Annotated in this window: 29 protein-coding genes; 15 read left to right on the top strand and 14 right to left on the bottom strand. The window is 67.2% G+C overall.

Translation table 11 applies throughout. The features are described from left to right. Positions 1-72 precede the first annotated feature (72 nt). Positions 73-1,332: an NAD(P)/FAD-dependent oxidoreductase gene (locus G9465_RS09120; RefSeq protein ID WP_166969187.1), complete on the top strand. Its 1,260-nt coding sequence runs from the start codon at positions 73-75 to the stop codon at positions 1,330-1,332. Between the two features lie 29 nt (positions 1,333-1,361). Here G9465_RS09120 and G9465_RS09115 read toward each other — a convergent pair whose 3' ends face one another. Continuing rightward, entirely contained in the window at positions 1,362-1,517 is a 156-nt protein-coding gene (locus G9465_RS09115; RefSeq protein ID WP_166969185.1) for a hypothetical protein, read from the bottom strand. Positions 1,518-1,619: 102 nt separating this feature from the next. Continuing rightward, positions 1,620-2,300: a metallophosphoesterase gene (locus G9465_RS09110; protein ID WP_166969183.1), complete on the bottom strand. Its 681-nt coding sequence runs from the start codon at positions 2,298-2,300 to the stop codon at positions 1,620-1,622. An 83-nt stretch (positions 2,301-2,383) separates the two neighbouring features. Here G9465_RS09110 and G9465_RS09105 point away from each other — a divergent pair, with 83 nt between their 5' ends. The 8 genes from G9465_RS09105 (at position 2,384) to G9465_RS09070 (ending at position 8,008) form a co-directional block, all read left to right on the top strand. After that, positions 2,384-3,154, top strand: coding sequence for a winged helix-turn-helix transcriptional regulator (locus G9465_RS09105; RefSeq protein ID WP_166969181.1), 771 nt, complete (start codon positions 2,384-2,386; stop codon positions 3,152-3,154). Between the two features lie 33 nt (positions 3,155-3,187). Beyond that, entirely contained in the window at positions 3,188-3,367 is a 180-nt protein-coding gene (locus tag G9465_RS09100) for a hypothetical protein (RefSeq protein WP_166969179.1), read from the top strand. Between the two features lie 60 nt (positions 3,368-3,427). Then, positions 3,428-4,591, top strand: coding sequence for a thiolase family protein (locus G9465_RS09095; RefSeq protein WP_166969177.1), 1,164 nt, complete (start codon positions 3,428-3,430; stop codon positions 4,589-4,591). Positions 4,592-4,743: 152 nt separating this feature from the next. Continuing rightward, positions 4,744-5,868: a pyridoxal phosphate-dependent aminotransferase gene (locus G9465_RS09090; protein ID WP_166969175.1), complete on the top strand. Its 1,125-nt coding sequence runs from the start codon at positions 4,744-4,746 to the stop codon at positions 5,866-5,868. Between the two features lie 178 nt (positions 5,869-6,046). Next, a complete protein-coding gene (locus G9465_RS09085; RefSeq protein WP_166972989.1) occupies positions 6,047-6,325 on the top strand; it encodes a winged helix-turn-helix domain-containing protein in 279 nt (92 codons plus the stop codon). A 43-nt stretch (positions 6,326-6,368) separates the two neighbouring features. After that, the gene (locus tag G9465_RS09080; RefSeq protein WP_166969173.1) at positions 6,369-6,665 is read left to right on the top strand and encodes a hypothetical protein; all 297 of its coding nucleotides are present in this window, start codon (positions 6,369-6,371) and stop codon (positions 6,663-6,665) included. Between the two features lie 58 nt (positions 6,666-6,723). After that, positions 6,724-7,095 carry a hypothetical protein gene (locus G9465_RS09075; RefSeq protein WP_166969171.1) on the top strand — a complete coding sequence of 124 codons (372 nt, stop codon included), beginning with the start codon at positions 6,724-6,726 and terminating at the stop codon, positions 7,093-7,095. A gap of 58 nt (positions 7,096-7,153) precedes the next feature. Continuing rightward, positions 7,154-8,008: a UbiA family prenyltransferase gene (locus tag G9465_RS09070; protein ID WP_166969169.1), complete on the top strand. Its 855-nt coding sequence runs from the start codon at positions 7,154-7,156 to the stop codon at positions 8,006-8,008. Here the strand turns inward: G9465_RS09070 and G9465_RS09065 are convergent. Continuing rightward, entirely contained in the window at positions 8,005-9,183 is a 1,179-nt protein-coding gene (locus tag G9465_RS09065) for a redox-regulated ATPase YchF (RefSeq protein WP_166969167.1), read from the bottom strand. The two genes, G9465_RS09070 and G9465_RS09065, sit on opposite strands and share 4 nt — an antisense overlap. An 89-nt stretch (positions 9,184-9,272) precedes the next feature. After that, positions 9,273-10,313, bottom strand: coding sequence for a polymer-forming cytoskeletal protein (locus tag G9465_RS09060; protein ID WP_166969165.1), 1,041 nt, complete (start codon positions 10,311-10,313; stop codon positions 9,273-9,275). Between the two features lie 144 nt (positions 10,314-10,457). Between G9465_RS09060 and G9465_RS09055 the strand changes: the two genes are divergently transcribed. From G9465_RS09055 to G9465_RS09045, 3 genes are all read left to right on the top strand, one after another. After that, positions 10,458-10,655, top strand: a complete 198-nt coding sequence (locus G9465_RS09055) for a DUF5800 family protein (protein ID WP_166969163.1) — start codon at positions 10,458-10,460, stop codon at positions 10,653-10,655. A gap of 165 nt (positions 10,656-10,820) precedes the next feature. Beyond that, positions 10,821-11,987 (top strand): beta-ketoacyl synthase N-terminal-like domain-containing protein, encoded by a 1,167-nt coding sequence (locus tag G9465_RS09050; protein ID WP_166969160.1) that lies wholly within the window; start codon positions 10,821-10,823, stop codon positions 11,985-11,987. Further along, the gene (locus tag G9465_RS09045; RefSeq protein WP_166969158.1) at positions 11,984-12,370 is read left to right on the top strand and encodes a Zn-ribbon domain-containing OB-fold protein; all 387 of its coding nucleotides are present in this window, start codon (positions 11,984-11,986) and stop codon (positions 12,368-12,370) included. Before G9465_RS09050 ends, G9465_RS09045 begins: the two co-directional genes overlap by 4 nt. A 10-nt stretch (positions 12,371-12,380) precedes the next feature. On the opposite strand, the gene G9465_RS09040 is transcribed toward G9465_RS09045, so the two are convergent. The 7 genes from G9465_RS09040 to G9465_RS09015 all read right to left on the bottom strand — a co-directional run bounded on the left by G9465_RS09040 (position 12,381) and on the right by G9465_RS09015 (position 18,660). Then, on the bottom strand, positions 12,381-13,322 hold the full coding sequence (locus G9465_RS09040; protein WP_166969156.1) for an alpha/beta fold hydrolase: 942 nt from the start codon (positions 13,320-13,322) through the stop codon (positions 12,381-12,383). A gap of 154 nt (positions 13,323-13,476) precedes the next feature. Next, entirely contained in the window at positions 13,477-14,517 is a 1,041-nt protein-coding gene (gene meaB, locus G9465_RS09035; RefSeq protein ID WP_166969154.1) for a methylmalonyl Co-A mutase-associated GTPase MeaB, read from the bottom strand. Beyond that, positions 14,514-14,936 (bottom strand): cobalamin B12-binding domain-containing protein, encoded by a 423-nt coding sequence (locus G9465_RS09030; RefSeq protein WP_166969152.1) that lies wholly within the window; start codon positions 14,934-14,936, stop codon positions 14,514-14,516. Before G9465_RS09030 ends, meaB begins: the two co-directional genes overlap by 4 nt. A gap of 78 nt (positions 14,937-15,014) precedes the next feature. Continuing rightward, positions 15,015-15,149: a hypothetical protein gene (locus G9465_RS26060; protein WP_255491979.1), complete on the bottom strand. Its 135-nt coding sequence runs from the start codon at positions 15,147-15,149 to the stop codon at positions 15,015-15,017. Between the two features lie 48 nt (positions 15,150-15,197). Further along, the gene (locus G9465_RS09025) at positions 15,198-15,620 is read right to left on the bottom strand and encodes a hypothetical protein (protein WP_166969150.1); all 423 of its coding nucleotides are present in this window, start codon (positions 15,618-15,620) and stop codon (positions 15,198-15,200) included. Positions 15,621-15,662: 42 nt separating this feature from the next. Continuing rightward, complete coding sequence (locus G9465_RS09020; RefSeq protein ID WP_166969148.1) at positions 15,663-18,155, bottom strand: alkaline phosphatase PhoX; 2,493 nt, start codon at positions 18,153-18,155, stop codon at positions 15,663-15,665. Positions 18,156-18,372: 217 nt separating this feature from the next. Continuing rightward, the gene (locus G9465_RS09015) at positions 18,373-18,660 is read right to left on the bottom strand and encodes a hypothetical protein (RefSeq protein WP_166969146.1); all 288 of its coding nucleotides are present in this window, start codon (positions 18,658-18,660) and stop codon (positions 18,373-18,375) included. A 60-nt stretch (positions 18,661-18,720) separates the two neighbouring features. Here G9465_RS09015 and G9465_RS09010 point away from each other — a divergent pair, with 60 nt between their 5' ends. Continuing rightward, positions 18,721-20,175 carry an HTTM domain-containing protein gene (locus G9465_RS09010; protein ID WP_166969144.1) on the top strand — a complete coding sequence of 485 codons (1,455 nt, stop codon included), beginning with the start codon at positions 18,721-18,723 and terminating at the stop codon, positions 20,173-20,175. Between the two features lie 58 nt (positions 20,176-20,233). After that, a complete protein-coding gene (locus tag G9465_RS09005; protein WP_166972987.1) occupies positions 20,234-20,533 on the top strand; it encodes a helix-turn-helix transcriptional regulator in 300 nt (99 codons plus the stop codon). A 1-nt stretch (position 20,534) separates the two neighbouring features. Here the strand turns inward: G9465_RS09005 and G9465_RS09000 are convergent, their stop codons facing one another. Both G9465_RS09000 and G9465_RS08995 read right to left on the bottom strand, forming a co-directional pair. After that, entirely contained in the window at positions 20,535-21,677 is a 1,143-nt protein-coding gene (locus G9465_RS09000; protein ID WP_166969143.1) for an acyl-CoA dehydrogenase, read from the bottom strand. Positions 21,678-21,762: 85 nt separating this feature from the next. Beyond that, complete coding sequence (locus tag G9465_RS08995) at positions 21,763-22,620, bottom strand: 3-hydroxyacyl-CoA dehydrogenase family protein (RefSeq protein ID WP_166969141.1); 858 nt, start codon at positions 22,618-22,620, stop codon at positions 21,763-21,765. A 267-nt stretch (positions 22,621-22,887) separates the two neighbouring features. Between G9465_RS08995 and G9465_RS08990 the strand changes: the two genes are divergently transcribed. Next, positions 22,888-23,763, top strand: coding sequence for a class 1 fructose-bisphosphatase (locus tag G9465_RS08990; RefSeq protein WP_166969139.1), 876 nt, complete (start codon positions 22,888-22,890; stop codon positions 23,761-23,763). Here G9465_RS08990 and G9465_RS08985 read toward each other — a convergent pair. Beyond that, positions 23,757-25,769 (bottom strand): PKD domain-containing protein, encoded by a 2,013-nt coding sequence (locus tag G9465_RS08985; protein ID WP_166969137.1) that lies wholly within the window; start codon positions 25,767-25,769, stop codon positions 23,757-23,759. The genes G9465_RS08990 and G9465_RS08985 overlap by 7 nt on opposite strands. Positions 25,770-25,788: the final 19 nt, after the last annotated feature.

The following is a 25,788-nucleotide window of genomic DNA, read 5'->3' as shown; positions in this document are numbered from 1 at the left end:
GCGGACGGCATCTACAAGTGTCGTCCGGTCCACTCCAGCATCCTCATGAGCCACGAGTCCGAACCACGGCCCATGACAGACGTGGTCGTCGTCGGCGGGGGCCTCGCGGGACTGGTCGCGGCCCGCCACCTCGCCGAGTCGGGACTGGACGTGACGGTGTTCGAAGCGAGCGACGGCGTGGGTGGGCGGGTCCGGACCGCCCGCGAGGACGGCTACACGTTCGACCGGGGCTTTCAGGTGCTGTTCTCGGCGTATCCGGCGGTACAGCGCGAACTCGACGTCGAAGCACTCTCGCCGCGACCCTTCACCCCGGGCGCGACCATCGCCCGGCCGAACCACCGGTCGGTGCTGTCGGACCCGCTTCGGAACCCGACGGCCGCACCGCAGACGCTGTTCAACACGGACGTCCGGACGGCCGACAAACTCCGACTCTTTACGCTTCAGCGGGAACTGGCGGAGCGGGACCCCGAGACCATCCTCGACGGCCCCGGTGGCGGGCAGACCATCGCCGAGTACCTCGCCGAGAAGGGGTTCTCGAAGCGCTTCGTCGAGCGATTCGCGGCGCCGTTCTACGGCGGCATCACGCTCGACCGCTCGCTGGGCACCGACAGCGCCGTCTTCGAGTACACCTACAAGATGCTCAGCGAGGGCGAGATATTCGTCCCCGCGGCGGGGATGCAGGCGATGCCCGAGCAACTGGCCGACCGGGCCGTCTCGGCTGGGGCGACCATCGAGACGGGCCGCGAGGTGCAAGCCGTCGAGGGCACCGACGACGAAGTGGCCGTCGAGGTGGACGGCGAGACGGTGACGGCGGACGGGGCCGTCGTCGCGACGGACCCGGCGACGGCCACGGAGTTGACCCGGGTCGACGCCATCCCGACGGACACGCTCGGCTGTGTCACCCAGTACTTCTCGCTCCCGACGAGCAAGGCCCCCGACATGGGCAAGCGCATCGTCCTCAACGCGGCCGACGACCGCCCGAACACCGTCGCGCCGATGTCCGCCGTCGCGCCCGAGTACGCCCCCGAGGGGATGGAACTGTACAGCGCGACGTTCCTCGGCGTCCCGGACGGCGACGACGCGGCGCTGGCGGCGGACGTTCGAGAAACGCTGGCGTCGTGGTACCCCGCGGCTGGATTCGACGCGCTCGAACACCGCCGGACCGACCACGTCCCCCTCGCGCAGTTCGCCCAGCCACCGGGGTTCCGGGCGAACCTGCCCGCCCCGGACGCCCCCGACGGAAACGTCGTGCTGGCCGGCGACTACACCCGCTGGTCCTCGATACAGGGCGCGTTGGAGAGCGGGAAAATCGCGGCGGAGCTACTGTTCTAACGCGGTCTGTCAGAACCGTCGCGGCGGGCCTACGCTGCGGGTCCGCCGCTACTCGTGTTTCCCTCGTGACCCTCCTCGTCTTCGAGGAGGACCGCCGAGACGTACTTTATCGTCGCGAAGTACAGCAACAGCAAGCAGAGCAGCGTTATCGCGATAAGCGCGAGCGCGGCACCAGTCTGAACCATATCCGTGCGTCCACCGCGGTAGCCCAAATACCTACCGTTATACGCTCCGATTCCGCGCGTCACCGCGCCGTTCGAGGGCGTCTCCCGCCGGTCGACGCCTCGTTACAGCATCCGCCGGAACTCCCCCAGCGGCGGGAACGACCGGGTCTGGCGGGCGCTCTCGTCCCAGACGATCGGTTCCAGTCGGTCGACGTCGGTGAGAAGCGGCGACTGGAAATCGGCGGCCGACATCTCGTTGACGACGACGCCAGCGTTGAGGCGGTTGAACGAGGGGAGCATCACCACGTCGCTGCCCTCGTACTGCCCCGTCCCGACCAGATAGCACGGGCGGCGCTGGCCCTCGATGACGATGGTCGGGTGGTCGTGGCCGACGACGTAGCGGTCGGCGTCGCTCTCGGGGGCCTCGTGGCCGTGCAGGACGACGGTGTCGCCGATTCGGTACTCTCGCTCAACCGGCCCGTCCCACACCGAGTCCAACATCGTGTCGTGGTTCCCCGGCGTGACGACGAGGCGAGCACCGCCGTCGCGGCACGCGGCTTTCAGGCCCGCCACGGTGTCCTCGACGGTTCGTGGGACCGTCCGGAAGGAGTGGAGCAAGTCCCCAGCGACGACGGCCGTCGCGGGGTCGTGTCGCTCGACCAGCGAGCGGAACCGCTCGACGACGTCGGTTCCCGACCCGACCGGGAACTCGAGGGTCCCGCCGGTGCCTCGGCCCACGTGGAGGTCGGCGACGACGAGTGTGTCGTCGATGACCAGCGCCCTGTCGTCGTATCGTACGTCCATCGGGTCGGCATCGGGGCTACGCGCACATATCGCTGGCGTCCGCAGGACAGAGGTATTTTTAGCTGTGCCATCTACGGACCACTATGGTCGACGTCCTCGAGAACAAACGGGCCGCGACGCGCTTTCGCATCCTCGTGGAGATAGCGGAGCGCCAACCCGCGGTCAGTCAGGGCGAGATAGCTGAGGCCGTCGGAGTGACGAGTCAGGCGGTCAGCGAGTACATCCGGGACCTCGTCGACGAGGGCCTCGTCGAGAAGGAGGGGCGCTCGCGCTACCGGGTCACGAAGGAGGGCGTCGACTGGGTGTTCCAGTCGGCCACCGACATGCGGCGGTTCGTCGACCACGTCACCGACGACGTCCTCGGGAGCGTTCAGGAGGACGCCGCGATAGCCGAGGCCGACTTGGCGGAAGGCCAGACCGTCTCGCTATCGCTCTCCGAAGGCCTGCTCCACGCCGCGCCCGGTGACGACGGCGGGGCGACGGGCGTGACGACGACGAGCGCCGAGGCCGGGTCGGTCGTCGGCGTCACCGGCTTCGAGGGCGTCATCGACCTCGAACCCGGCCACGTCAGCGTGTTGCAGGTCCCGCCGGTCCGGTCGGGTGCCGCCACGGACACGGCCGACATCGCCTCGGCCTGCGAGAACGTGTCTATCGTCACGGCGGCGGGCGTCGAGGCCGTCGCCGCCCTCCGCGAGGCCGGCGTCGAACCGACGACGTACTTCGCGGCGGGCGAGGTGGCCGCCGACGCCGCCTCTCGCGGGATGGACGCCGTCGTCGTCGCGACACAGGACACGGTCGGGCGTGTCACCGACGCCCTGCGGGACGCGAGCGTCGGCTACGACGTCACACAGTGAAACCTTTTCCCGCCGAGAGTCGTCTGGTCCGGTATGAGCAACGGCGACGACAGTTCCGACGACGTGACGGACGCGGTCCAGACGTTCCTCGGCGAGGCCGACGCGGCCTACGAGGAGTACGACAAGGGGTACACCGACGCCGACGCCATCCTCCGCCGTCTGGAGACGGCGATAGAGTCGCTACGCGACGCGACCAGTGACGACGGCGAGTGACCGCCCGGTAGGTTCGCCAACGGGGCCAACAGTATTGTAGCCTCGGCATCATGTCGGGATATGACCGACGTGGTCGTGGTCGACGGCGCGCGCACAGCACACGGGAGCCTCCTCGGCGCCCTTTCAGAGAAGTCGGCGACGGACCTCGGACGAGCGGCCGTCGAGGGCGTCCTTGACCGTACCGGCGTCGACGACGGCCTCGTCGACTGGGTGTGTCTGGGCAACGCCGTGCAGGCCGGCGTCGGGCAGGTGCCAGCCAGACAGGTCGTCGTCGACTCGCCGCTACCCGATCGGTGCCCGGCGACGACGACAAACGAGGCCTCCGGGTCCGGACTCCGAGCCATCGCGAACGCCGTCGACCGCATCGACGCCGGCCGGGCGTCGGCCTGTCTCGCCGGCGGGATGGAGTCGATGTCGAACGCGCCCTATCTCGTCCGGGAGATGCGCGGCGGCCGCCGATACGGCAACACCACGCTGGTCGACGCGATGGTTCACGACTCCCTGTGGGACAGTAACTACGACGCCCACATGGGGACCTTGACCGACCGCATCGCCGAGCGCTTCGATGTCAGCCGCGAGCGACAGGACGAGTACGCCCGGCGGAGCAACCACCGCGCCGGCGAGGCTATCGCCGAGGGCCACTTCGAGAAGGAGATGGTCCCGGTCGAAGCCGGGGACCACCTCGTCACCGAGGACGAGGGGCCACGGCCAGAGACGACGATGGACGACCTCGACAGACTGCCCCCAGCGTTCGGCGAGGATGGGACCATCACTGCGGGCAACGCCTCGAAACTCTCGGACGGCGCGGGAGCGGTCCTCTTGGCCGACGCCGAGACGGTCGACGACGCCGGCCTCGGCCCGATGGCCCACGTCGAGGACTACGCCGTCGCCTACCGCGACCCCGCGGAGTTCTCGCTGGCGGTCTGTGACGGCGTCTCGAAACTGCTCGACCGGAACGGCCTGACCGTCGACGACGTCGACCACTTCGAACTCAACGAGGCGTTCGCCGCCCAGATGGTGTACGTCGCCGACGAACTCGGGATACCCCCGGAGAAGCACAATCCGCTGGGCGGCGCGGTGGCGCTAGGCCACCCCATCGGCGCCAGCGGCGGCATCCTCACGACGACGCTCGCCTACGCGATGGAACGCGAGGACCACGACAGGGGCGTGGTGGGGATGAGCATCGGCGGCGGGGGCGCTATTGCTATGTCGTTGGTACGGTAGGACCGCCCGACGGCGGGACACAGAGCGAGCACCCCGGGCCCTGCGACCGGAGGCGTCCGAGTCTTTTCGAGCGACGACGACTGTGTCGGGCCCGACAGATACGGCTCGGCGAATCGGGAAGAATTATCGGCCACCGGCCGAAGGGAACGAACATGACCGAATTCTCCAGCCGCGTCGAACAGGTATCCATCTCCGGAATCCGCGAGGTGTTCGAGGCCGCCGGCGAGGACGCCATCAACCTCGGCCTCGGGCAACCGGACTTCCCGACGCCGGACCACGCCCGCGAGGCCGCCGTCGACGCCATCCGCTCGGGCAAGGTCGACGCCTACACGTCGAACAAGGGGACACTCGAACTCCGCGAGGCCATCGCCGAGAAACACGACCGGGACAACGACTTAGCCGTCGACCCGGAGGACGTCATCGCCACTTCCGGCGGGAGCGAGGCCCTGCACATCGCCTTGGAGGCCCACGTCGACGCGGGCGACGAAGTCGTCTTCCCCGACCCCGGGTTCGTCTCCTACGACGCGCTGACCCACCTCGCCGGTGGGACGCCCAAGCCCGTCGGTCTGCGCGAGGACCTGACCATGGACCCCGCGACGGTCGAAGACGCCATCACCGAGGACACGGCGGCGTTCGTCGTCAACTCGCCGGCCAACCCGACCGGAGCGGTCCAATCGCCCGAGGACATGCGCGAGTTCGCCCGCATCGCGAGCGACCACGACGTGCTCTGTGTCTCCGACGAGGTGTACGAACATCAGGTGTTCGAGGGCGAACACCGCTCGCCGGCGGAGTTCGACGAGACGGGCAACGTCGTCGTCGTCAACGCCTGCTCGAAGGCCTACTCGATGACCGGGTGGCGACTCGGGTGGGTCACGGGGTCGAACGAGCGCATCGAGCGGATGCTCCGCGTCCACCAGTACGCACAGGCCTGTGCCTCCGCGCCGGCCCAGTACGCCGCCGAGGCGGCGCTCACCGGCCCACAGGACCCCGTGGTCGAGATGCGCGAGGCCTTCGAGGCCCGCCGTGACGTCCTGCTAGAGGGGTTCGAAGAGATGGGGCTGGAGTGTCCCACGCCGAAGGGTGCGTTCTACGCGATGCCGAAGGTACCCGAGGGCTGGGTCGAGGAAGTCATCGACCGCGGCGTCGTCGTGGTCCCCGGCGACGCTTTCGGCGAGAACGGCGACGGCTACGCCCGCATCTCCTATGCGACGGACATGGAGACGCTGAAAGAGGCCATCGACATCATGGCGGAGGCGACGGCCGCGATTCGCGAGTAGTCCGAATTTGGGACAGTCTCGGAAGAGAGTTGTAAGAACTGTTTTGGCCGTGGCTAGCGTCCCTCCGCCCGAACTTGCCGTGGTCCACGCACACGACAGCGACCGGCGGGGCGTCGACGGGCGGGCCGCCGAGAGACAGACCTTTGAGACAGGCACGAACAGTCAGGACACGAGAGGGATGGAGAAAGCGCTCTGGTACCTGCTGACGGCGACGCGCGGCGGTGCCAACAGGGCGCGCATCATCGACGCCCTCACGGAGCGACCGATGAACGCCAACGAACTCGCCGACGAACTCGACGTGGGATATAAGACGATACGCCACCACATGGAGCAACTCGAAGAGCACGACGTCGTCGAGTCCGGCGACGAGGACTACGCCAAACTGTACTTCCTCACGGACCGGTTCGACCAGTACCGGGACACCTTCGAGGACATCGTGGAGCAGATGGACAGATGAGCACGAGGACTCCACACGGACGGCACCCGGGGGCGAGAGACTGATGGCGATGGGGACGCTCATCACCGCCGCGGCGGTGCTCGCGGGTATCAACGTCCTCCTGCTGATACCCCTGCTCGGCGTCTGGGTGCGCAACTACGCTACGTTCCGGACCGGACTGGTCGCGGGGCTGGTGGCCTTTGCCCTCGCGATGCTCGTCGAGAACGCCGTCGCCCTGTACTTTTTCTTCTCGATGCAGAGCTTCTACGCCGGCGACCCACACGTCCAGCAGGCCGTCCTCGTGTTGCGAGCGCTCCAGTTCGTCGCCATCGCCGGTCTGAGTTACACGACGTTACGGTAGCCATCGTCTATCGCAGTAGCCGAAGGGTCGATACGGGCCGGGCCCATACAGTTCTCCGATGGACCACCTCGCACCGTCGAACGTCCCCGTCTACGCGACGCGCGACGAGCAACAGGCACTCTGGGAGCGCTGTGCGAACCGCGGGCAGCCCGTCGTCGCCGTCCGAGAGGCGACGCGTGGCTACATCGTCCGCTACGACCTCCAGCACCTCGACCAGCAACTATCGCCGACCACGCTCCAGCGGTTGCGCGACCGGGTACGCTCCCGTCGGCCGTATCCCACGGGTACCGACCCCATCTCCGAGACGGAGGGCGTCGGCGGCGAGGCCGGTCCGGTCTCCGGTGAACTCCACACCGCCAGCGAGGACGCGGGTCGAGAACTCGCCTCCCACATCGCCTCGTTCGTACTGGACCGCGACAACTGGCAGTAACGCTCCTCGCGGCGGGAGCGCACGAGACTTTTTGACACGCCGGTCCCTGTATCGCGGTATGGCAGTCGCCCGACACGATTCTGGGCCCGTCGCTGCGGGCCGCGCCCTCGCCTCGCAAATTCACCCGGTGTTCATGCTCCCGCCGCTGGCGACGTCCCTGTTCGGTGCGTTGCTCGCTGGCGAAGTCACGATCGCCGTCGCCGCGCTCCACGCGGCGGCGATGTTCTTCGCCGTCTACACCGCTCACGTCAAGGACGGCTACGTCGACTTCCACGTCCGCGGCGAGGACGACGACCACCCGCTTACGGTCGGTGGATGCCGGGGGGCGCTCGTCGTCGCTGGACTCGCCTTTCTGGCCGCCGTCGCCGGCCTGTGGCTGCTGGTCGGCCCAGGCGCGGCTCTCCTGACGCTCCCGACGTGGGTCATCGGTTACACGCACGCGCCCCAACTCGACCTCAATCCGGTGGGGGCGACGATGGGCTATCCGACCGGTATCGCGCTGGCGTTACTGGGTGGGTACTACGCGCAGGCCTCGGCGCTCAGTCCGCGAGTGCTTGGGCTGGCTGTCGTCTTTCTCCTGTTGCTGACCGGCATCAAGATTATCGACGACGAGAAGGACTACGACTACGACCGCTCCATCGACAAACGGACCGTCGCCGTGGTGGTAGGGCCGCAGCGAGCGCGGCGACTGGCCCGGTCGCTGCTCGTCACGGCGATGCTCGGCGTCGTCGGCCTCGCGTTCACGCTGCCCGGGGTCCCACCGAGTGCGGCCGGCGCTGCGGTGGTGTTCGGGGTCGTCGCCGCCGTTGCCCACCGCGCGGAGTCGGAACTGGCGACGAAGCTCCTGATTCGGGGCACCTACCTCTTTCTGGCGGTGCTGGTCGCCGCGGTGTGGTCCCGACCGCTCGCTTAGTTCTCGCTGATTATCTTGACGACCGCCCCCTCTTCGAGTTCCGTCTCGTCGCTGATGCGGCGGTTCTCCCGGGCGTCGACGGCGTGGGTGTAGCCGTCGCCGATGTCCGAGTGGACGGCGTAGGCGAGGTCCTTCGGCGTCGACCCGCGGGGGAGCAAGTGCGCGTCGGGGAGGACGTTCCCCTGTCCGTCGGTCCACTTCGTGTCGTTCTGGACCGGGTACGCCGTGATGTGATCGAGCAGGTCGTAGACGGCGGCGTCCATCGCCTGCTGGACGCCGGTGCCGCCGTACTCGGCCATCACCTCGCGGATGCGGTTTAGCCCCTGTCGCTGCTGGTCGCTCACGTCCCCCAGAATCTCGAAGTCCGAATCCCCGGGGTCGTAGTCGACGACGCCCGCCTCCGCGGCCTTCCTGAGTGCGAGTTCGCCGTCGGCCGTCGCCGGAACGACCATCTCGGCGGCCGCTCGCAGTCGTTCGACGTTGTCCTCGGGCGCGACGTCGGCCTTGTTAGCGACGACCACGATGGGTTTCGTCCGCTCGCGTATCTCTCCGGCCAGCGCCTCCCGGTGTTCGTCGGTCCACGCGATGGGGTCCTCGGGGTAGTCGAGTTCACGCAGCGTGCGGGCCACGTCGAGTTCGCTCGCGCCGACGCCGGCGAGCAAGTCGAGCAGTGCCTCGTCTAAGTCGAAGTCCGGCGAGCGAGACTGGCGCTCGACGGACTCCCAGTTGCGGTCGACGATGCTCGCCAGCCAGAGGTCCATCTCCGTCTCGACGAAGTCGACGTCCTCGACCGGGTCGTGTTCGCCCACTTCGACGGGCTCGCCTTCCTCGTTCGTGCCGCCGGAGGCGTCGACGACGTTCAGGATGACGTCGGCGTTCGTGAGTTCGTCGAGGAACTGATTGCCGAGGCCCCGGCCCTCGTGGGCGCCGGGGACGAGGCCGGCCACGTCGATGAGTTCGACCGGGACGTAGCGCTTGCCGTCCCGACAGTTGTCGTCGCCACAGCGCTCCTCGCGGTCGAGACAGGGGCACTCCGTACGGACGTGACTCACGCCGCGGTTGGCGTCGATGGTCGTGAACGGGTAGTTCCCGACGTCCACGTCGGCCATCGTCGCCGCTTTGTAGAAGGTAGACTTCCCGGCGTTGGGTTTGCCAGCGAGTGCGATAGAGAGCATGCTACCCCCTACCAGTGAGGGCGGAAAGGGGGTTTCGGTTCGAGCGGTCGAATCGGCGGGGCACGCTCGGGGAACCGCGTGGCGCGGTTTCAGTCCGAGGCTTCGGCGGTGTCCTCTCGGTCGCTGGCGTCGGCCGCCGTCTCGGTCTCGTCGGGCGGGTCGTCGCCGGAGTCGTCGTCGTCGCCGTCCTCGGGTGCGCCCACGTCGGTTTCGGTCGGGGTGTCGCTATCGCTCTCCAGTTCCTCGGCCATCTCGGCCATCGCGGCGGCGGACTCGTCGGGCCGGTCGAGCACTTCGTCGGTGTGCATCCGCATGCCCTCGCGGGCGCGAATCTTCCCGTCGACGGTGGCGTTCTCGTGGAGTTCGACGGTCTTCGCGGAGATGTCACCCCAGACCTTCGTGCCGGGACCGACCCGGACGTCGCCGTTGCGGGTCGTCACGTCGCCTTTGATTTCGGTCCCCTTGCCGACGAGGACGTCCTCGCGGGCGCGGAGACTGCCGAAGACGACGTTGTCGCGGCCCACTTCCATGGATTCGGCGCGGATGTTACCGTGGAGGCGGCAGTCGTCGCCGATGGTCGCCGGGGTGGAGACGCGCCACGCGTCGTCGGAGACGCTCGCGCCCCGCGGGACGAGTATCGGGTCGTGGTCGTCCGCGTCGTCGCCGAGCATCTCGTCGACGAGGCTCTGTGCGGCCTCGTCCTCGCCGATGCGCAGGAGTTGCGAGAGGTAGACGAACAGGAAGACGATAGTCGGCATCGGGTTGCGGATGACTATCCAGCCGTTGGCCTCGAACCCGTTCTCGATGTCGACGTCGTCGCCGATGTCTAAGTCGCCGGCGACGCGCAACTCGCCGCCGATGTGGACGCGTTCGCCGATGTAGGCGTCCTCGCCGACGAGGACGTTGTCCTCGACGTCACACCACATGTCGAGGCGGCAGTCGCCCTCGGCCTCGATGTGGCCGCCGAAACGGACGCGTTCGTCGGCGATGACCGAGCGGCCGCGGACGCCGAACTCGACCGTACTCTGCCCGCCGATGATGACGTCGCCGTCGGTGACGAGGTCGTGTTCCTCGACGGTGGTCCCGTCGGGAATCGCGAGTTCGGAGAGCGGGTCAGAGCCGATTGGCACACCATCTAACGCGTTTTCGACGGTCTTAAAGCCTGAGGGCGCGCACGACGCGCGTCTGACGGTCGTCTGACGCGCGTGTGTGACTGATTGGCGAGCACCCCACGAGAGACTACACTTTTATTCTGAACAGCCGTATCTACCGCCATGACTGTTCTCTCGTTCGACGAGCAAGGCGTCGACGTCGTCTACGACGGCACCGAGTTCCGGTTGGAGAAAGAACTCATCGAGGACGCCATCGATAAGTCCTACCCCGACGTCACCGACCACGAAGTGCTCCAGATAGTCGAACCCGACCCGTCGCTCTCCGGAGAGCCACAGCGCATCGCCGAGATCGTCGACTGACCCGCACGCCATAGCGCGATACCCACGAAGGGTATATATCCCTCGTAGGGACCTGTTCGGTTATTTATATAAGTGTCGCAGTCTTGCGTTCTCGGACGGGTGAAATCGTGGCAAAACCCCACACAGTCGGCAGGCATTTAAGAACGCGGGGCCCACTGTGTGGTAATGTCAGACCCACGAGTCGCAGGGGCCGGTGTCACGAAATTCGGGAAACACCCCGAGCGCACGGGTCGCGACCTGTTCGCCGAGGCGGGCCTGGAAGCGCTCGACGCCGCCGGCGTCGCCCCGGACGACGTCGATGCGCTCTACTACGGCAACTTCATGGGCGAACTCGCCGAGCATCAGGGCCATCAGGGGCCGCTGATGGCCGAGGCTATCGGCGTCGACGCGCCGGCAACCCGGTTCGAGGCCGCCTGTGCGTCCGCCGGTGCGGCCGTCCGGTCGGCGGTGAGAGACCTCCGCAACGGCGAAGCGGACGTAATCGTCGTCGGCGGCGCAGAACGGATGACCAACATCGGGACTGCCGCCGCGACGGACGCGCTCGCTATCGCCGCCGACGACCTCTACGAGGTCCGCGCGGGGATGACCTTCCCCGGGGCGTACGCGCTGATGGCGCGGTCGTACTTCGACCAGTACGGCGGCTCTCGGGAAGATTTGGCCCACATCGCCGTGAAGAACCACGAGCACGCGCTGGTCAACGAGCACGCCCAGATACAGAAGGCTATCACCGTCGAGGACGCCATCGAGGCGCCGACCATCGCCAGTCCGCTCGGTCTGTACGACTCCTGTCCGATTACCGACGGAGCGGCCGCCGCAGTCCTGACCACCGAAGCGTACGCAGAGGACCACGACATCGATGCCCCCGTCGCCATCACCGGCACCGGACAGGGCGGCGACAACCTCGCGTTACAGGACCGGCCACACCTCGCACAGACGCCCGCTGCGGACAAGGCCGCCGAGGAGGCGTACGGGGACGCTGGCATCGGCCCAGAGGACGTCGACGTCGCCGAGGTCCACGACTGTTTCACCATCGCCGAGGTTCTGGCTATCGAGTCGCTGGGCCTCTACGAACGCGGCGAGGGTATCCACGCGGCGACGAACGGCGAGACGGACCGCCACGGCGAGATGCCGGTGAACCTCTCGGGCGGCTTGAAGGCGAAGGGCCACCCGGTCGGTGCGACCGGCGTCGCCCAGTTGGCGACCATCGCGTGGGTCTTAGACGGGACGCACCCGCGGGCGGACGCCGTCCCCGACGGCACCGTCGGCGTCGCACACAACGCCGGCGGCACCGTCGCGTCTACCACGGTCCACGTACTGGAGGTGAAAGCATGACTGAACCCGCCCCCGACGGCCAGTACGACGAATGGTTAGACGCCATCGAAGCGGACGACGGGTACTACGTCGAGTGTGCGAACGGCCACGGCTGGCTGCCACCCCGTCGCGTCTGTCCCGAGTGTGGATCCAGAGAGCTGAGCGACGAACCGCTGCCCGACAGCGGCGACATCGTGACCCACACGACCATCACCGTCGCCACGCCGCAGTTCGAGGACGACGCCCCCTACGTCACCGCTATCGCCGACTTCGGTCCGGTGTCGGTGACGGGACTCGTCCGCGGGGTCGACCCCGAAGACGTCGAGATGGGGGCGGTCGTCGGCATCGAAATCGGCGAGCGAGAGACGACCGGCGACCGGGCCGTCGTCTTCCGGCAGCGATAGCCCGACGTCGCTACGTCTCGACGCGAATCCCCTCTGTCCGGCCCCGGACTACGTCGACGAACTCGGCGGGGTGTTCGACGTGCGGGAGCAACAGCGAGTCGCCGAAGACGACCAGCGTCGAGTCGGCCCGTTCGGCCAGATCGCGCCCGTCGTCGAGCGGTGAAATGTCGGCGTCCTCACCCCAGACCAGCGTTATCGGGACGTCGAGGTCCGCCAGCACGTCGCCGAGGTCCTCCTCCGGGTCCAAAAAGCCGGAGAGGAACGACGCCGGTGCGAACCGCGCGCCCTGCTGGTGGCCGCTCTGCCACTCGTAGTCGACGACTTCGTCGGTGAGGTTGGTCATGTCGTAGTAGCCGTGGTCGTCGTGGAAGTGGCGGATGGAAGCCTTCGAGACGACGAGGTTGAACAGCGCCTGTCCGATGACCGGCGACCGGAGCAGCGACCGGACCCAGACGTTCCGGTTGCCCATCGAGGAGTCCGTCGGGCAGACGAGGACGAGTTCGGCCACGTCGACGTCGCGGGCGGCGATAGCGGCGTAGGAGCCCGAAAGCGAGGAGGCGACGACGGTGGCGTCATCGGTCTCGGCTTCGAGGAAGTCGCGGACGAACGTGGTCAGGAGCGACGCCGAGTACAGCAGCGGCGGCCGGTCCGAGTGGCCGTATCCCGGCAGGTCCGGCGCGAGGACGTGGTACTCCTCGGATAACCGCTCGAAGACGGCGTGGAACTCGTGGCTGGAGGCCGCCGCGTTGATGCCGTGCAGGAGGACCAGATCGGGGTCGTCCGGATCCCCGGCCTCCGTGTAGGCGACGTCGAAGCCACGCCAGCGGTAGGTCCGCTGGTCGCCCGGCAACAGCGGTTCGAACTCGTCGGCACGCGACTGGAGGACGCGATTGAGGAGTGCCGTCGTCCCGACCGCACCGACGGCGACACCCAGTGCCTTTCGGAGCTTCATACTCCGGTATACGGGCCGGACCCTGTTTATACGTGGTGGGGAGGGGTCGAAACGGCCCGGACGGTGGATGGGATGTTATAAGGGAACCCCGGAACAATCCCCGTCTGCCGCGCGCTGACGAGGCGTCGTCATCCGCGTGGTTTCCCTTTGCCCCTCACGGGGCGTTCTCGGCGTCGAGACACTCACGGAGCGGCGCGAGAACCTCGTCGACGACGGTGTACGGGTCCGTCTCGCGAGCCATGACGGCGTCGACGGCCGACTCGATGCCGCCGTGGCGGTCGAGTTCGCCGGACACCAGTTCGTTGGCGTCCTCGCGCAACAGCGTCCGTATCTCCGCGGCGAACCGGTCACGGGCCTGTTGCTCTCGCTTGCCGGTCCGGTCGAGGTAGTCCGCGTGGTCCTCCAGCACCGAGATGAACTCCTCGACGCCCTCGCTCCGGTTCGCCACCGTCTCGACGATGGGCGGGTCCCACCGCTCGTCGGCCGCGTCGCCCTCGGTGTCAGGCCCCACCCCGCCCTCGTCCGTGGCCGCCATCGCACCGTGGTGGCCCGCCCCACCGCCCCGGCCCTGTAACATCTCCCGTAACTGCTGGACCGTGCGGTCGGCGCCGTCTAAGTCGGCCTTGTTGACGACGAACACGTCGCCGATTTCGAGGATGCCGGCTTTCAGCATCTGGACGTCGTCGCCGCTCCCCGGCGGGACGAGGACGGCCACCGTGTCGGCGGTCCGGACGATGTCGACCTCGTTCTGGCCGGCGCCGACCGTCTCGACGATTATCACGTCCTTCCCGAAGGCGTCTAGCGCGGTGACGGCGTCCGTCGTCGCCGTCGATAGCCCGCCGAGCGACCCGCGGGCCGACATCGACCGGAAGAACACGTCCATGTCGCCGGCGTTCGAGGCCATGCGGATGCGGTCGCCCAGCACCGCCCCGCCGGAGTACGGCGAGGACGGGTCGATGGCGATGACGCCGACCGTGAGGCCGCGGTCGCGGTACTCGGCGGCCACCTTGTCGACCAGCGTGGACTTGCCGGCGCCGGGACTGCCCGTGACGCCGACGACGTCGGCGTGGCCGGTGTGCTGGTGTAACTCCGAGACGGTTTCCCGGTAGCCCGGCGCGCGGTTCTCTATCTTCGTGATGACTCGCGCCAGTGCGCTGTGTTTGCCCGCTAGCAGGTCCGCGACGAGGTCGCTCATCGATCGGGTGCGTGTTCGCGGATGTACGAGATCATCTCCTCCATCGACGCGCCGGGTCCGAATATCTCGTCGACGCCCAGCCCGCGGAGGTCGGCCTTGTCGTCGTCGGGGACGATGCCGCCGACGAGGACGAGTCGGTCGTCGAAGGCGTCGTACTCTTTGAGGCCGTCGAGAATCTTCGGGACCAGCGTCTTGTGTGCCCCCGAGAGGATGGAGATGCCGACGACGTCTACGTCCTCCTGGACCGCGGCCTGCACGACTTCGTCGGGGGACCGGTGCAGACCGGAGTAGATGACTTCGAACCCGGCGTCGCGGAGTGCTCGTGCGATGACGTGGCCCCCTCGGTCGTGGCCGTCGAGGCCGACTTTCGCGACCAGACACCGGATGGTACGCTCGCCCTGCTCCTGCTCGACACTCATGCCACCTGCTACCACGGCATGCGGTTTGACTCTTGCCCCCGCCCCACGGGGGAAACGAAGAACCGGGTACCCAGCGGACTACGCAGGGAAGACCAGATACGGCGCGACAAACAGCAGGAGAAACAGGAACAGCAAGACGAGGCCGTAGCCCGCGAGCGTTCCGGCGGCGGTCAGCCACGCGGGGTGGTCGAATTGGTCGAGTGTCGTCGACATACCGACGTCGTCGGCCTCGCGTGCTATAGTTGTTCGGGCGAAACGCGGTCAGTCCAGCCCGCGCTCTCGGATGCCACTCCGAATCTTCTCGGCCCGTTTCCTGACGCGGTTGGCGTAGCGCTGGACCTTCTCTGGTTTCGCACCGTAGAAGGACGCCACCCAGTGGACGTCGACGTCGGATTGGGTGAGGAAGTACGCGACCAGCGTGTCGCGACCGGCCTGAATGATCGCCGGCGGGACGCCGCGCTCGCCGGTGCCGGCCTCCTCGAAGCCGTTGACGTCGAAGTAGACGTCGGCGTACAGCGTCGCCGTCTCCTCGTCTTCGAACTCGATACCGCAGTGCTCTGGCGCGTCGAACCGATACCGAGTCTCGCCGGCCGCGGTCTCGTACTCGACGATTCGCACGCCGAGGACGTACTCGCGGGAGAGGGACTCCGTGTCGGTCGTCGCCGGATCGTGAGTCTGGGACATTGAGTGGAGAGGATGGGCTAATCGAGCCCGAGAGGTCGCGTGTTAGTTCTTCTCCGGCCCACAGACGCCGGGACCCTTCCCGGGCTTGTCGTCGGACTGCCCCGGCGGTATCGAGGTGACCTGCCCGGTTCGCCCTTCGACGTCGATAGCGTTACCGTCCTCGTCCGCGAGGGAATCGACGGTGACCGACAGTTCCGTCTGTCCCTTGCTCTGGCCGGTGAGTTCGAGCGTCGCCAGCGTGACGTCCATCGCACCGGCCTGTACGGTACCGACCGGGTCGCGTACGCTGATGGTCGCCGTGGTGCCGTCGCCGCTGACGGTCGCCTCGGCGGCGTCGAGGTCCTCGGGCACCGAGACGCCGGTGATGTCGGCCACCCGAGCGTCCTCGACGGAGACGGTCATCTCGGCGGCGGTGAAACCGTCGGGGAGCGAGGACGCCGTCACGGCCGCCTCGGCCGTCGACTTGATGGCCGTCTCGACGGACGCCACGTCCACGACGAGGTTCGGTTCGTAGACGTACAGGCAGTCGTTGGGGTACGAGCGCGCCGGGCCGCCGAACCCGTCCTCACAGCAGAGGACACGGCCGTCGTCCATCACGTAGAGGTTGTCGATGTTGCGGAGGGCGCCGTCGGCGTCCGCGGGCGCGTCGGTGAAGTCCGGACCGACGATGACCGGTTCGAGCGTCGAGACGTTGTAGTCCGGTTCGAGTTCGGCGCGGTAGACGACACCGCCGTCGACGCGGTCGAGTTGGACGTCGCCCTCGTCGTTCGCGAGGTCGTCGTTGAACTCGGAGATGCCGAAGTAGACGAAGTCACCGGGGCCGGCGCCGTCGATGCTGTCGACGCCCTCGGCCTTGTTGAACTCGATGGACGCGCCGATTTCCTTCGCGGCGGCACGGGTTTCGAGGAACGGAATCTTCCGGAGGTCCTCGTCCACCTTGTCGGGCCCTTTCGACTCGTACTGCTCGGCCCACTCGACGATCTCCTCGTTGGTGACGTAGTTCTGGTTGCCGTTCTCGACGACCGCACGGTCGGCCTCTTCGAGGGCCGCGTCGAGGTCAGACTCCCAGTCGGTCTCTGCGTGCGTTTCGAGGTAGTCGATCTGCGTGATGTCGTCGTACTCGGCGATCCACGACTCGATCTCGCGGTTGCTCGCGTGGCCGAGTTCCAGCCACTCGATTTCGAGCGGCGTGTCGGCCGGCGAGTTGCGGGTGCCTGCCTCGGTGGCGTTGGCAGCGTCGTTCGTAATCTTCGGGGCATAGAGCGTCCCCTCGACGTCCATCGGGTCGTCGTAGCTCGGAATCGGCTCGTCGGCGACGAACTTGTAGATGCCCTTGCTGTCGCCGTCGGAACAGCCGTAGACGGTCTGCTCGTCGGCCTGAATGTTCGGCGACTCCCACGCGGCCCGCCCCATGACGTAGTACTTGATCGGCTGTGGGGTCTCGGCCGTCGGCTCTCGAATGTCGACGTGATACCCGTAGCGGTACGGGTTCGGGTAGGCGTCGCCGATAGGTTCGGTCGTGTTGGCGTCCTCGGCTTGGTCGACCCGGTCGGCGCCCAGATAGTACGCGAGGAACTCGACGCCTTTCATCGCCCAGGAGCCCTGGACGTACCACGACTCGTCGCCGTAGTACTCGTCGACGGCGCTCTGGATGCCGGCCGGGTTCGGGCGGTTCCAGAACTGACACGCGCCGAGCAGGCCCTTGCCGGTGCCGGCCTCGACGACGTCGCCGACCGTCGCGGTCAGGGAGACGCGTACGTGGGCGTAGTTTTCCTCGGAGGAGATCATCGTGTTCCACGGGCTCCGGTCGCCGTAGCAGTTGATTCGGGTCCCGCCGAGTTCCCGGAACGGGTCGGTGTTTGCGAGGTTGATGGCGTTCTCCAGATCGGCCTCCCACTCGCCGTCCTCGGTCTTGCTGAGCGGAATCCGCGAGACGTTGCCAGGGCTGTTCTCCCAGTTGGTGAACAGGTACCCCTCGGTCCCGTCGTCGTTCGACGGGACGAACTGGTTGCAGTCGGGGTTCGTTCCGGCCGCCCCGTACTGACTGCCGTCGAAGTTGTCCCACGAGATGTCGGTGCCGTCGGGCGTCTGTGTGACCCCGAGACGCTCTGCACCACCGTTTATCTCGTCGCGTCCCTGACCGAACAGCGTGTACTCGCCGTCGGCGGCGCGGATCTGCCGCTGTTCCGTGTCGGACTGTGGCGTCGACAGTTCGTCGAAGTCGTCGTTGTCCCCGTCGAGTTCGAACTGGAACCCGCTGAAGTATCCGACTCCGGCCGTGTCGAACGGCGGTTGGTTGTTCTCCGACGGGTGCTGGAGGCTGTACAGCAGCGACCCGTCCTCGAAGACGAACGGACCGGTGACCTCGGCACCGAACGCCGTCGAGGAGAACCGCTTTAGTGACCCCTTCACGCGGGGTGCGCCGGGAGTGTTCGTCTCGGCGACTTCTTCACCGCTCGCGACCCCGGCGACACTTGCCCCCAGTGCCGCAGCGACCGTACTAGAAATCAGTGTCCGTCGAGTCAGATCGACCATGCACGTGTCCGCTGGCCATCGGACGTAAGAATCGTTTATATGACTGCAGTATATGGCTATGGCTGATACGTAGACGAACGTACCTGAATGGTCAGTGCTAGCCGAGCGAAACCGCCAGCCCACGACGGAGTCGGGAGTGACACGGCCCTGATGCGACCGGGTACTGGCGGGACACTCTCAGGGCACATCTCGCAGAAGGGCGCCTCGTATCGGTCGCCTACATCCCCATGTCGGCGGCCGCCTCGGGGACCGGCAGTGCGTTCGGCGATGTCCCGAGCAACTCCGCGGCGTGGTCGAGCGCCATGTCGAACCCGTAGTAGCGTTCGAGTTCGTCGCCGTCGGCGCTGGGCCTGACCTTCAGCATCGCGTACCCCTCGACGTTCTGGGCGATGGCGGCCGTGCGGCCGTCCGCCTCGAACGTGAGCAGTCGCTCCGTCTCGGTCTCTCGATAGCGAGCGGTGATATCGTCGGCCGTCGCTTCCGTCGGGTCCTCGGTGTCTGCCATCGGTTCGACGTTAGGACCACACCCAATGAAATCTGTCGGTGTACGGCAGGTGGAAGACTTATGTCCGCGACTGCGCTGACTCCGGACATCGTGACGTCGACAGTCCGCGAGGCGCTCGCTCGTCGGTTTGCCATCGACCGCCGGGCTCTCGCCGCGTTTCGTATCTCGCTTGCGTTCGTGATCCTCGTCGACCTCACACGCCGCTTGCCGGACCTCGTCGCCTTCTACACCGACGCCGGCGTCCTCCCTCGGTCGGTGTTGGGCGCGCTCTACCCCGGGTGGGACGTCCTCTCGTTACACGCGCTCTCGGGGGCCGCGTGGGTACAGGGACTCCTGTGTCTCGCCGCCGCCGTCGCTGCGCTATCGCTGCTCGTCGGCTATCGGACTCGACTCGCGACGTTCGTTTCGCTCGTCCTCCTCGTCTCGATACAGGTCCGGAACCCGTTCGTGCTCAACAGCGGGGACATACTCTTGCGCCGACTGCTGTTCTGGGGCCTGTTCCTTCCCCTCGGGAGCCGCTGGGCCGCCGACACCACCGAGGGGGCGGCCGACGACCACAGCGTCGTCGGTCCCGCCACGGTCGGGTTGCTGGCACAGATTGTCGTCGTCTACGCCACAAACGCCGTCGTCAAACTCAGAGCCGACGTGTGGCTTCGGGGGGACGCGGTCCGCTATGCCTTCCAACTGGACCACTTCACCGTCCTGTTCGGTGACGTCGTCGCCGGGTGGACGCCGCTCCTGACGCTCGTCGACTGGCTCTGGGTAGGGATGTTGCTGACCTCGCCTTTGCTCGTCGTCCTGACCGGGTGGCGTCGGGCGGCGCTGGTCGGCGCGTTCGTCGGCGCCCACCTCGGGATGATGCTGACGCTCTCTATCGGCGTGTTCCCGCTGGTCTCGGCGACGGGGTTGCTCGCGCTGTTCCCGAGCGTCGTCTGGGACCGCGCCGCGGACCGCCTCCGACCGCTGGCGTCGCTCTCGGCAGTCGGGCCGGAACGAACGCCGCTGGCCGACCGCGTTCCGACGCTCTCTCGCATCGCCCGCGCTCTCGCGGTCTGCTGTCTGGCCGTGATTCTGGTGACGAACGCCGTCGGCCTCGGCGTCGTCGCCGCGCCGGCGGGCACGCCGGACCGACTGACGGACCGTTCGTGGGACATGTTCGCGCCGTCGCCGCCGCTGGCGACGTGGTGGTACGAAGCCCCGGCGAACCTGACCAGCGGCGAGCGCGTCGACGCACTCACCGGGGAGCAGTACGACCGCTCGCGCCCGACCGAGGCCGCGTCGCGGTACCCGAACGAGCGCTGGCGGAAGTTCCTCGACGACGCCCGTACCGAACCCAGACTCCGCCGCTCGCTGGCGACGTTCCTCTGTGAGCGGTGGAACCGAACCCACGGCGACGAGATGACGGCGGTGAACCTGTGGGTGGCGACGGAACGGACGGACCTCGACGGCCCCGAGACGGTCGAACGGGAGCGATTGGGACGCTACCGCTGTGGCGCCGTCCGGCCCGGTCGGTGACCGCCGTGACCGGCGCGAAGTCGAAACACCCGAAGGGGTGCCCGACGTGAGTCCGGCCATGGCGAAGTGGTTCCAGAGCGGGCGGCGGCGGGACATGTGCGTCATTCTCGCCGGGGCCGAGGACGGCGAACTGACGGGCCAGCGTCTCAAGACGCGCCTCGAACGGCGGTACGACGCGCGCATCGAGCCCAAAAGCTTCTACGGGGCGCTGGAAGCGATGGCGGACGCCGGGTTCGTCGAACACCGGACCGACGGCATCGCCGACAAGTACTCGCTCACCGAGGGCGGCGAGCGTCGCCTGCGCGAGCACTACGCGTGGATGGGCGAGAATCTCGGAGAAGCGGGCGGCGAACAGTAACTCAGTCCAGCAACTCGTCGGCGATGGTGTTGCGAAGGATTTCGCTGGTCCCCTCGTATATCTCGTTGAGTTTGGCGTCGCGGTAGAACCGCTCGACCGGGAAGTCCTTCGTGTAGCCGTACCCGCCGTGGATCTGGATGCCCTCGTTGGCGACCTCGCGGGAGACTTCCGAGGCGTACAGTTTGGCCTGTGCGGCCTCCTTGACGAAGTTCTCGCCGCGCATCTTCAGGTCGGCGGCCTGATGCATCAGCAGGCGGGCGGCCGACGTCTTCGTGTCCATGTCCGCCAATTTGTGCTGGATGGCCTGAAAATCGGAGATGGGGCGGTCGAACTGCTCGCGGTCCTGTGCGTACTGCAGGGCTTCGTCCAGCGCTGCCTGTGCGATGCCGACGCCCCGGGCGGCGATGGTGATTCGGCCGCCGTTGAGCGTCTTCAGCGCGTGGACGAAGCCCCGACCCTCGTCGCCGAGGCGGCGCTCCTCGGGGAGGTACATGTCGTCGAAGCGAAGTTCCGCGGTGGGACAGCCCTTGTCGCCGAGTTTGTGCTCCGTGCCCTCCACGATGAACCCGTCGTCCTCCTCGGGGCGGACGACGAACGAGGAGATGCCCTTGTTGCCTGCCTCTGGGTCCGTCTTCGCGAACAGGACGACGGTGTCGGCGACCGAACCGTTGGAAATCCACAGTTTCCCGCCGTTTACGACGTAGCCGTCGCCGTCCGGTTCGGCCGTGGTCGTCATCGCGGGCACGTCGCTGCCGGCGCCGGGTTCCGAGAGCGCGAACGCGCCGACCTCCTCGCCCTCGGCCATCGGCGTGAGGTACGTCTCCTTCTGGGCCTCGTCGCCGAACTCGTAGACCATGTTGCAGGCCAGCGAGATGTGGGCGGCGACGATGGTGCCGAGGCCCCCGCTCCCGCGGGATATCTCCTCCAGTGCCATCGCGTAACTGTGGTAGTCGAGACCGGCGCCGCCGTACGCCTCGGGGATTGGCATCCCCATCAGCCCCAACTCGGCCATCTGGTCGACGAGGTCCCACGGGAACTCGTCCGACTCGTCTATCTCGGCCGCGCGCGGAACCACCTCCTCGTCGACGAACTCCGCGACCATCTCCCGAATCTGACGCTGCTCCGCTGTGGGACTGAAGTCCATGTGTCAAGGTATCGAGGCCCGTGACTTTACTGTTCGGCAACGCCCAGTCGGTTGTCCGCTATCGTATTCCGGCCGCCACGGCGGGTCACTCGTACTCGTAGAACCCGGTACCGGTCTTCTTCCCGAGGTCGCCGGCGGCGACCTTCCGCTTGAGGAGGTACGCCGGCTTGTAGCGGTCCCCGAGTTCCTCGTGGAGCGTCTCGCTCGCGTCGAGGACGACGTCGAGACCGATGTGGTCGGCCAGTTCCAGCGGCCCCATCGGGACGTTCGTCCCGAGGGTCAGTCCGCGGTCGATGTCGGCCATCCCGGCGACGCCCTCGTCGTAGGCCCGGATACCCTCGTTTATCCACGGCATGAGGACACGGTTGACGACGAAGCCGGGTTTGTCGTCGGCCTCCCACGTCTCCTTACCGAGGTCCTTCGCGAACGCGTGTCCCAGTGTGAGCGTGTCCGTGCCCGTCTTCTCGCCGACGACGACTTCGACGCCTTTCATCACCGGGACGGGGTTCATGAAGTGGAGGCCAAGCACTCGCTCGGGCCGGTCGACGACGCTGGCGATGGTGGTTATAGAGAGCGTACTGGTGTTCGTCGCGAGTACCGTCTCGGTCCGACAGGTGACCGAAAGGTCCTCGAAGACGGACTGTTTGACGTCCATATCCTCCGTGACCGCTTCGACTACGAGGTCACAGTCGGACAGGTCGGCGAGGTCCGTCGTCCCTTCGATGCGGTCCCGGGCGCGGTCGGCTTCCGACCGGGTCAGTTCGTCCCGGGCGACGAGACGACCGAGGCTCTCGTCGATGTCGTCGAACCCCGCGGAGACGAACTGCTGTTCGACGTCGCGCATCACGACGTCGTAGCCCGAAGCGGCGGCGACCTGCGCGATGCCGTTGCCCATCGTGCCGGCACCCACGACGCCGACGCGGTCGATGTCGTCGAGTTGCATACCCAGCGGTTCGACCCGTGTTCGTGTAAGTCTGCCGACCTTAGACGAATAGTAACTACCCTTACCATTCAATAAATGTGTGACTAACCACCATGCTCAAACCCAACGAGGGCGAGGCTGCCGAATAATTGACTCGTTCCGTAGTAAATGTCAGCAACAAGATACTTATGGTGTGGGGCAGAAGCAGGGAGTGACGACACACTGGGAATCACTCGCCGGACGACCCCACTCCCGAACTGACCGGCGCGCCACCCAGCCCCACCATAGATGAGCAAATCACTCGACGCCCCGGCCACCCAGGCCGATCGGACGGTCGCACAGGTCATCGACACAATCGCGGACGCGGCGAGCGACGTTCGAACAGCCATCGCGACGGAGCGTGAACACAGCGGTACCGTCAACCCCAGCGGCGACGAGCAACTGGCGGCCGACCTCCGGGCGGACGAACTGTTCGAGGAGCGCATCCTCGGCATCGACGGCGTCGCTACCTACGCCAGTGAGGAACGCACGGAGATGGCGACCAGCGACGGACGCCTGCACGTCGCGATGGACCCCCTCGACGGGTCCTCGAATCTGGAACCCAACAGCGGCATGGGTACCATCTTCGGCGTCTACGACGAGCGCCCGCCGACGACGGGCCGGAACCTGCTGGCCGCCGGGTTCGTCATCTACGGGCCCGTCACGTCGATGGTCGTCGCCCGCGACGGCCGCGTCAAGGAGTACATCCTCGGCGACGAGCAGCGACTCGTCGACGACGACGTGACCATCCCCGAGGACCCGACCGTGTTCGGGTTTGGCGGCGGCGTCGACTCGTGGACGGACGACTTCCGGACGTTCGCCGAGGAGATTCGCCGCGAACTCAAACTCCGCTACGGCGGCGCGATGATAGCCGACATCAATCAGGTTCTCACGTACGGCGGCATCTTCGCGTATCCTGCCCTGCAGTCCCGACCCGAAGGGAAACTACGTCTCCAGTTCGAGGGCCAACCGATGGCCTACATCGTCGAGGCCGCCGGTGGCAGGTCCTCGGACGGCGAACAGTCGCTCCTCGACCTGAACCCCGACGAACTCCACGAGCGTACGCCGCTTCACCTCGGTAACGCGTCGCTCATCGACCGCCTCGAATCCGAGAGCGGTCAGTAACCGAGGTATATCGCCAGCGCTTTTAGAATGCCGTAGACCACGACGACCAGTCCCACGAGGGCGCTCAGTATCGTCCCGACGATACCGCTGGGCCACAGTGCCAGCGGGTTCGGCACGGACGGGAGCGTCGGGACGCCCGGCAGTGCGACCCCGTCACCACCGCTACTGACGGTGGCGACTCGCCGGCTTCCGACTTCGAGTGGACCGCCCTCGGGCAGTTCTCTGGCGAACTCCGTCGTGCGCGCCTCGCCCGCCGGCACCGTCACTTCGCGGGTGGCGAGCGTCGAATCATTCAGGAAGAGGGTGACGAGGTAATCGCCCGTCGCGGTCCCGCGATTCGTGAGATTCACCGTGACGACGGCCCGGTCACCGACCGAGAGGTTGGCGGCGTCGGCGGTGGCGTTCGTGACCCGGATGTTCGGTGTCCCCGCTCGGTCCGTCCGCTCGGTCGGCGTCTCGGTGACCTGTTCGGTCGGCGTCTCGGTGACCTGTTCGGTCGGCGTCTCGGCCGTCACGGCGGCGGTCCGTGATCTGTCGAGGCCCACAGCGAACCGCGAGAGCCCCGGCGCAGTCGCCCGGTAGACGACGCGCGATTCGCCGCGCTCGACGACGGTCGTTTCCAGCGCCGCCCAGCCACCGTCGTCACGGTACAGCGTGACCGCCTCGGGGGCGACGCCGGAGCGGTCCAGCGCCGCCCGGTCGACGGCGAACCGGAGCGTCACGCCCTCGGCCGGCACGCCGCCGTGGTCGATATCGAACAGTGCGAGTCCAGCGTCGCCCGTCGCCGTCGCGAGCGAGGGCGGCGTCCGATTTCGCGCCGCGAGTGCGACCGGAACAGTCCCGTTGTCGGGCAACGAGGCCGTCACTCGCAGCAACGAGGCATTGGTTCCGGACACGAGCGGTCTGTCGTCGGACGGCCCGAGCGTCTGTGCGAACCCCGTCCCGTCGACCGTCGCCGTCGCGTGGGTCGCGTTGACCCGTGTGAGATTGACAGTGCCGGAACTGCCGTTGGCCGTGGCGACAGTCACGGTCTTCGTGGCGACGGCAGTGTTGCCGAACGGGTCCGTCACTTCGACGGCTATCTCGTGGGTACCCGGCGTCGCGAACGCGACGCGAATCGACTCGCCCGGGATGATGGTGCCGCCGTCGACGCGCCAGCGGTAGCGCTCGATTCGCTGGTCGTCCGTGGAGTTGGCCGCAGAGAAGTTCACCGGGTCGCCGACGGTGGCGTTCTCGGGGCCTTCGAGCGTGACGTTCGGCGCGGACCCGTCGTAGCGGAACTTCTTCAACCGGCTGAACCTGATGCTGTTGTTGTAGCGGTCGGTGGCCGACATCCAGAGAACCGCGTACTGCCCCTCCTCCGGGAACGTATAGCGAGCCGTGTACACCGCCGTGTCGCCGACGGATTCGGTGAAGTTCGAACGGTTCAGTTCGTCCGTCGCAGGCCCGCCGATGCTGACGCGGAGGTCGGAGAGTCGTTCGTTCGTCTCGGCCTGAATCTCGACGGTCGACTCGTTCACGCGCCGCAACTCGAACGAGCGATACCGCGGCGTCGTGGAGTCCATCCCCGAGACGGTGACAGTGCCTTCGTCGAGTTCGTTACGCGCACTGTCCTTGATAGCGGCGCCGCTCCGGATGCCGATAGAGACGTTGTTGGTGTCGACTCGGTCGTCGAGAAACAGGGAAACGCGGGCTCCGGTGCGGTTCTTCCCGTCGACGTCGAGTGACGTGACGGAGACGTTCGCGACGGACCCGGCAGTCAGGGCGAAGTCTTCGGCCTGAATGCTCTCGGGGTCCAGCGTGCCGTTGTCGTAGACGGTCACGTGGATAGTCGTCGCGTTCCCCTTCGTCGCGTTCCCCCACTCCGGCGGCGTGGTGTCGGCGGCCGCGACGGCCCCACTTGCGACGACGGTGAGGGCGCCGAGGAGTATCGCCGTGAGGAGACCGAGACGAATCCACCCGGCAGCATGACGGCCTCGCTTCACCCCGACGCTGGCGACGCTCATTGCCAGCCAGTTGCCTACG

This window comes from Haloarcula sp. JP-L23, assembly GCF_011602445.1.
GTDB classification, from domain to species: Archaea; Halobacteriota; Halobacteria; order Halobacteriales; family Haloarculaceae; genus Haloarcula; species Haloarcula pellucida.
The sequence above is the reverse complement of the archived record's forward strand: the minus strand, read 5'-3'. Positions and strand labels throughout refer to the sequence as shown.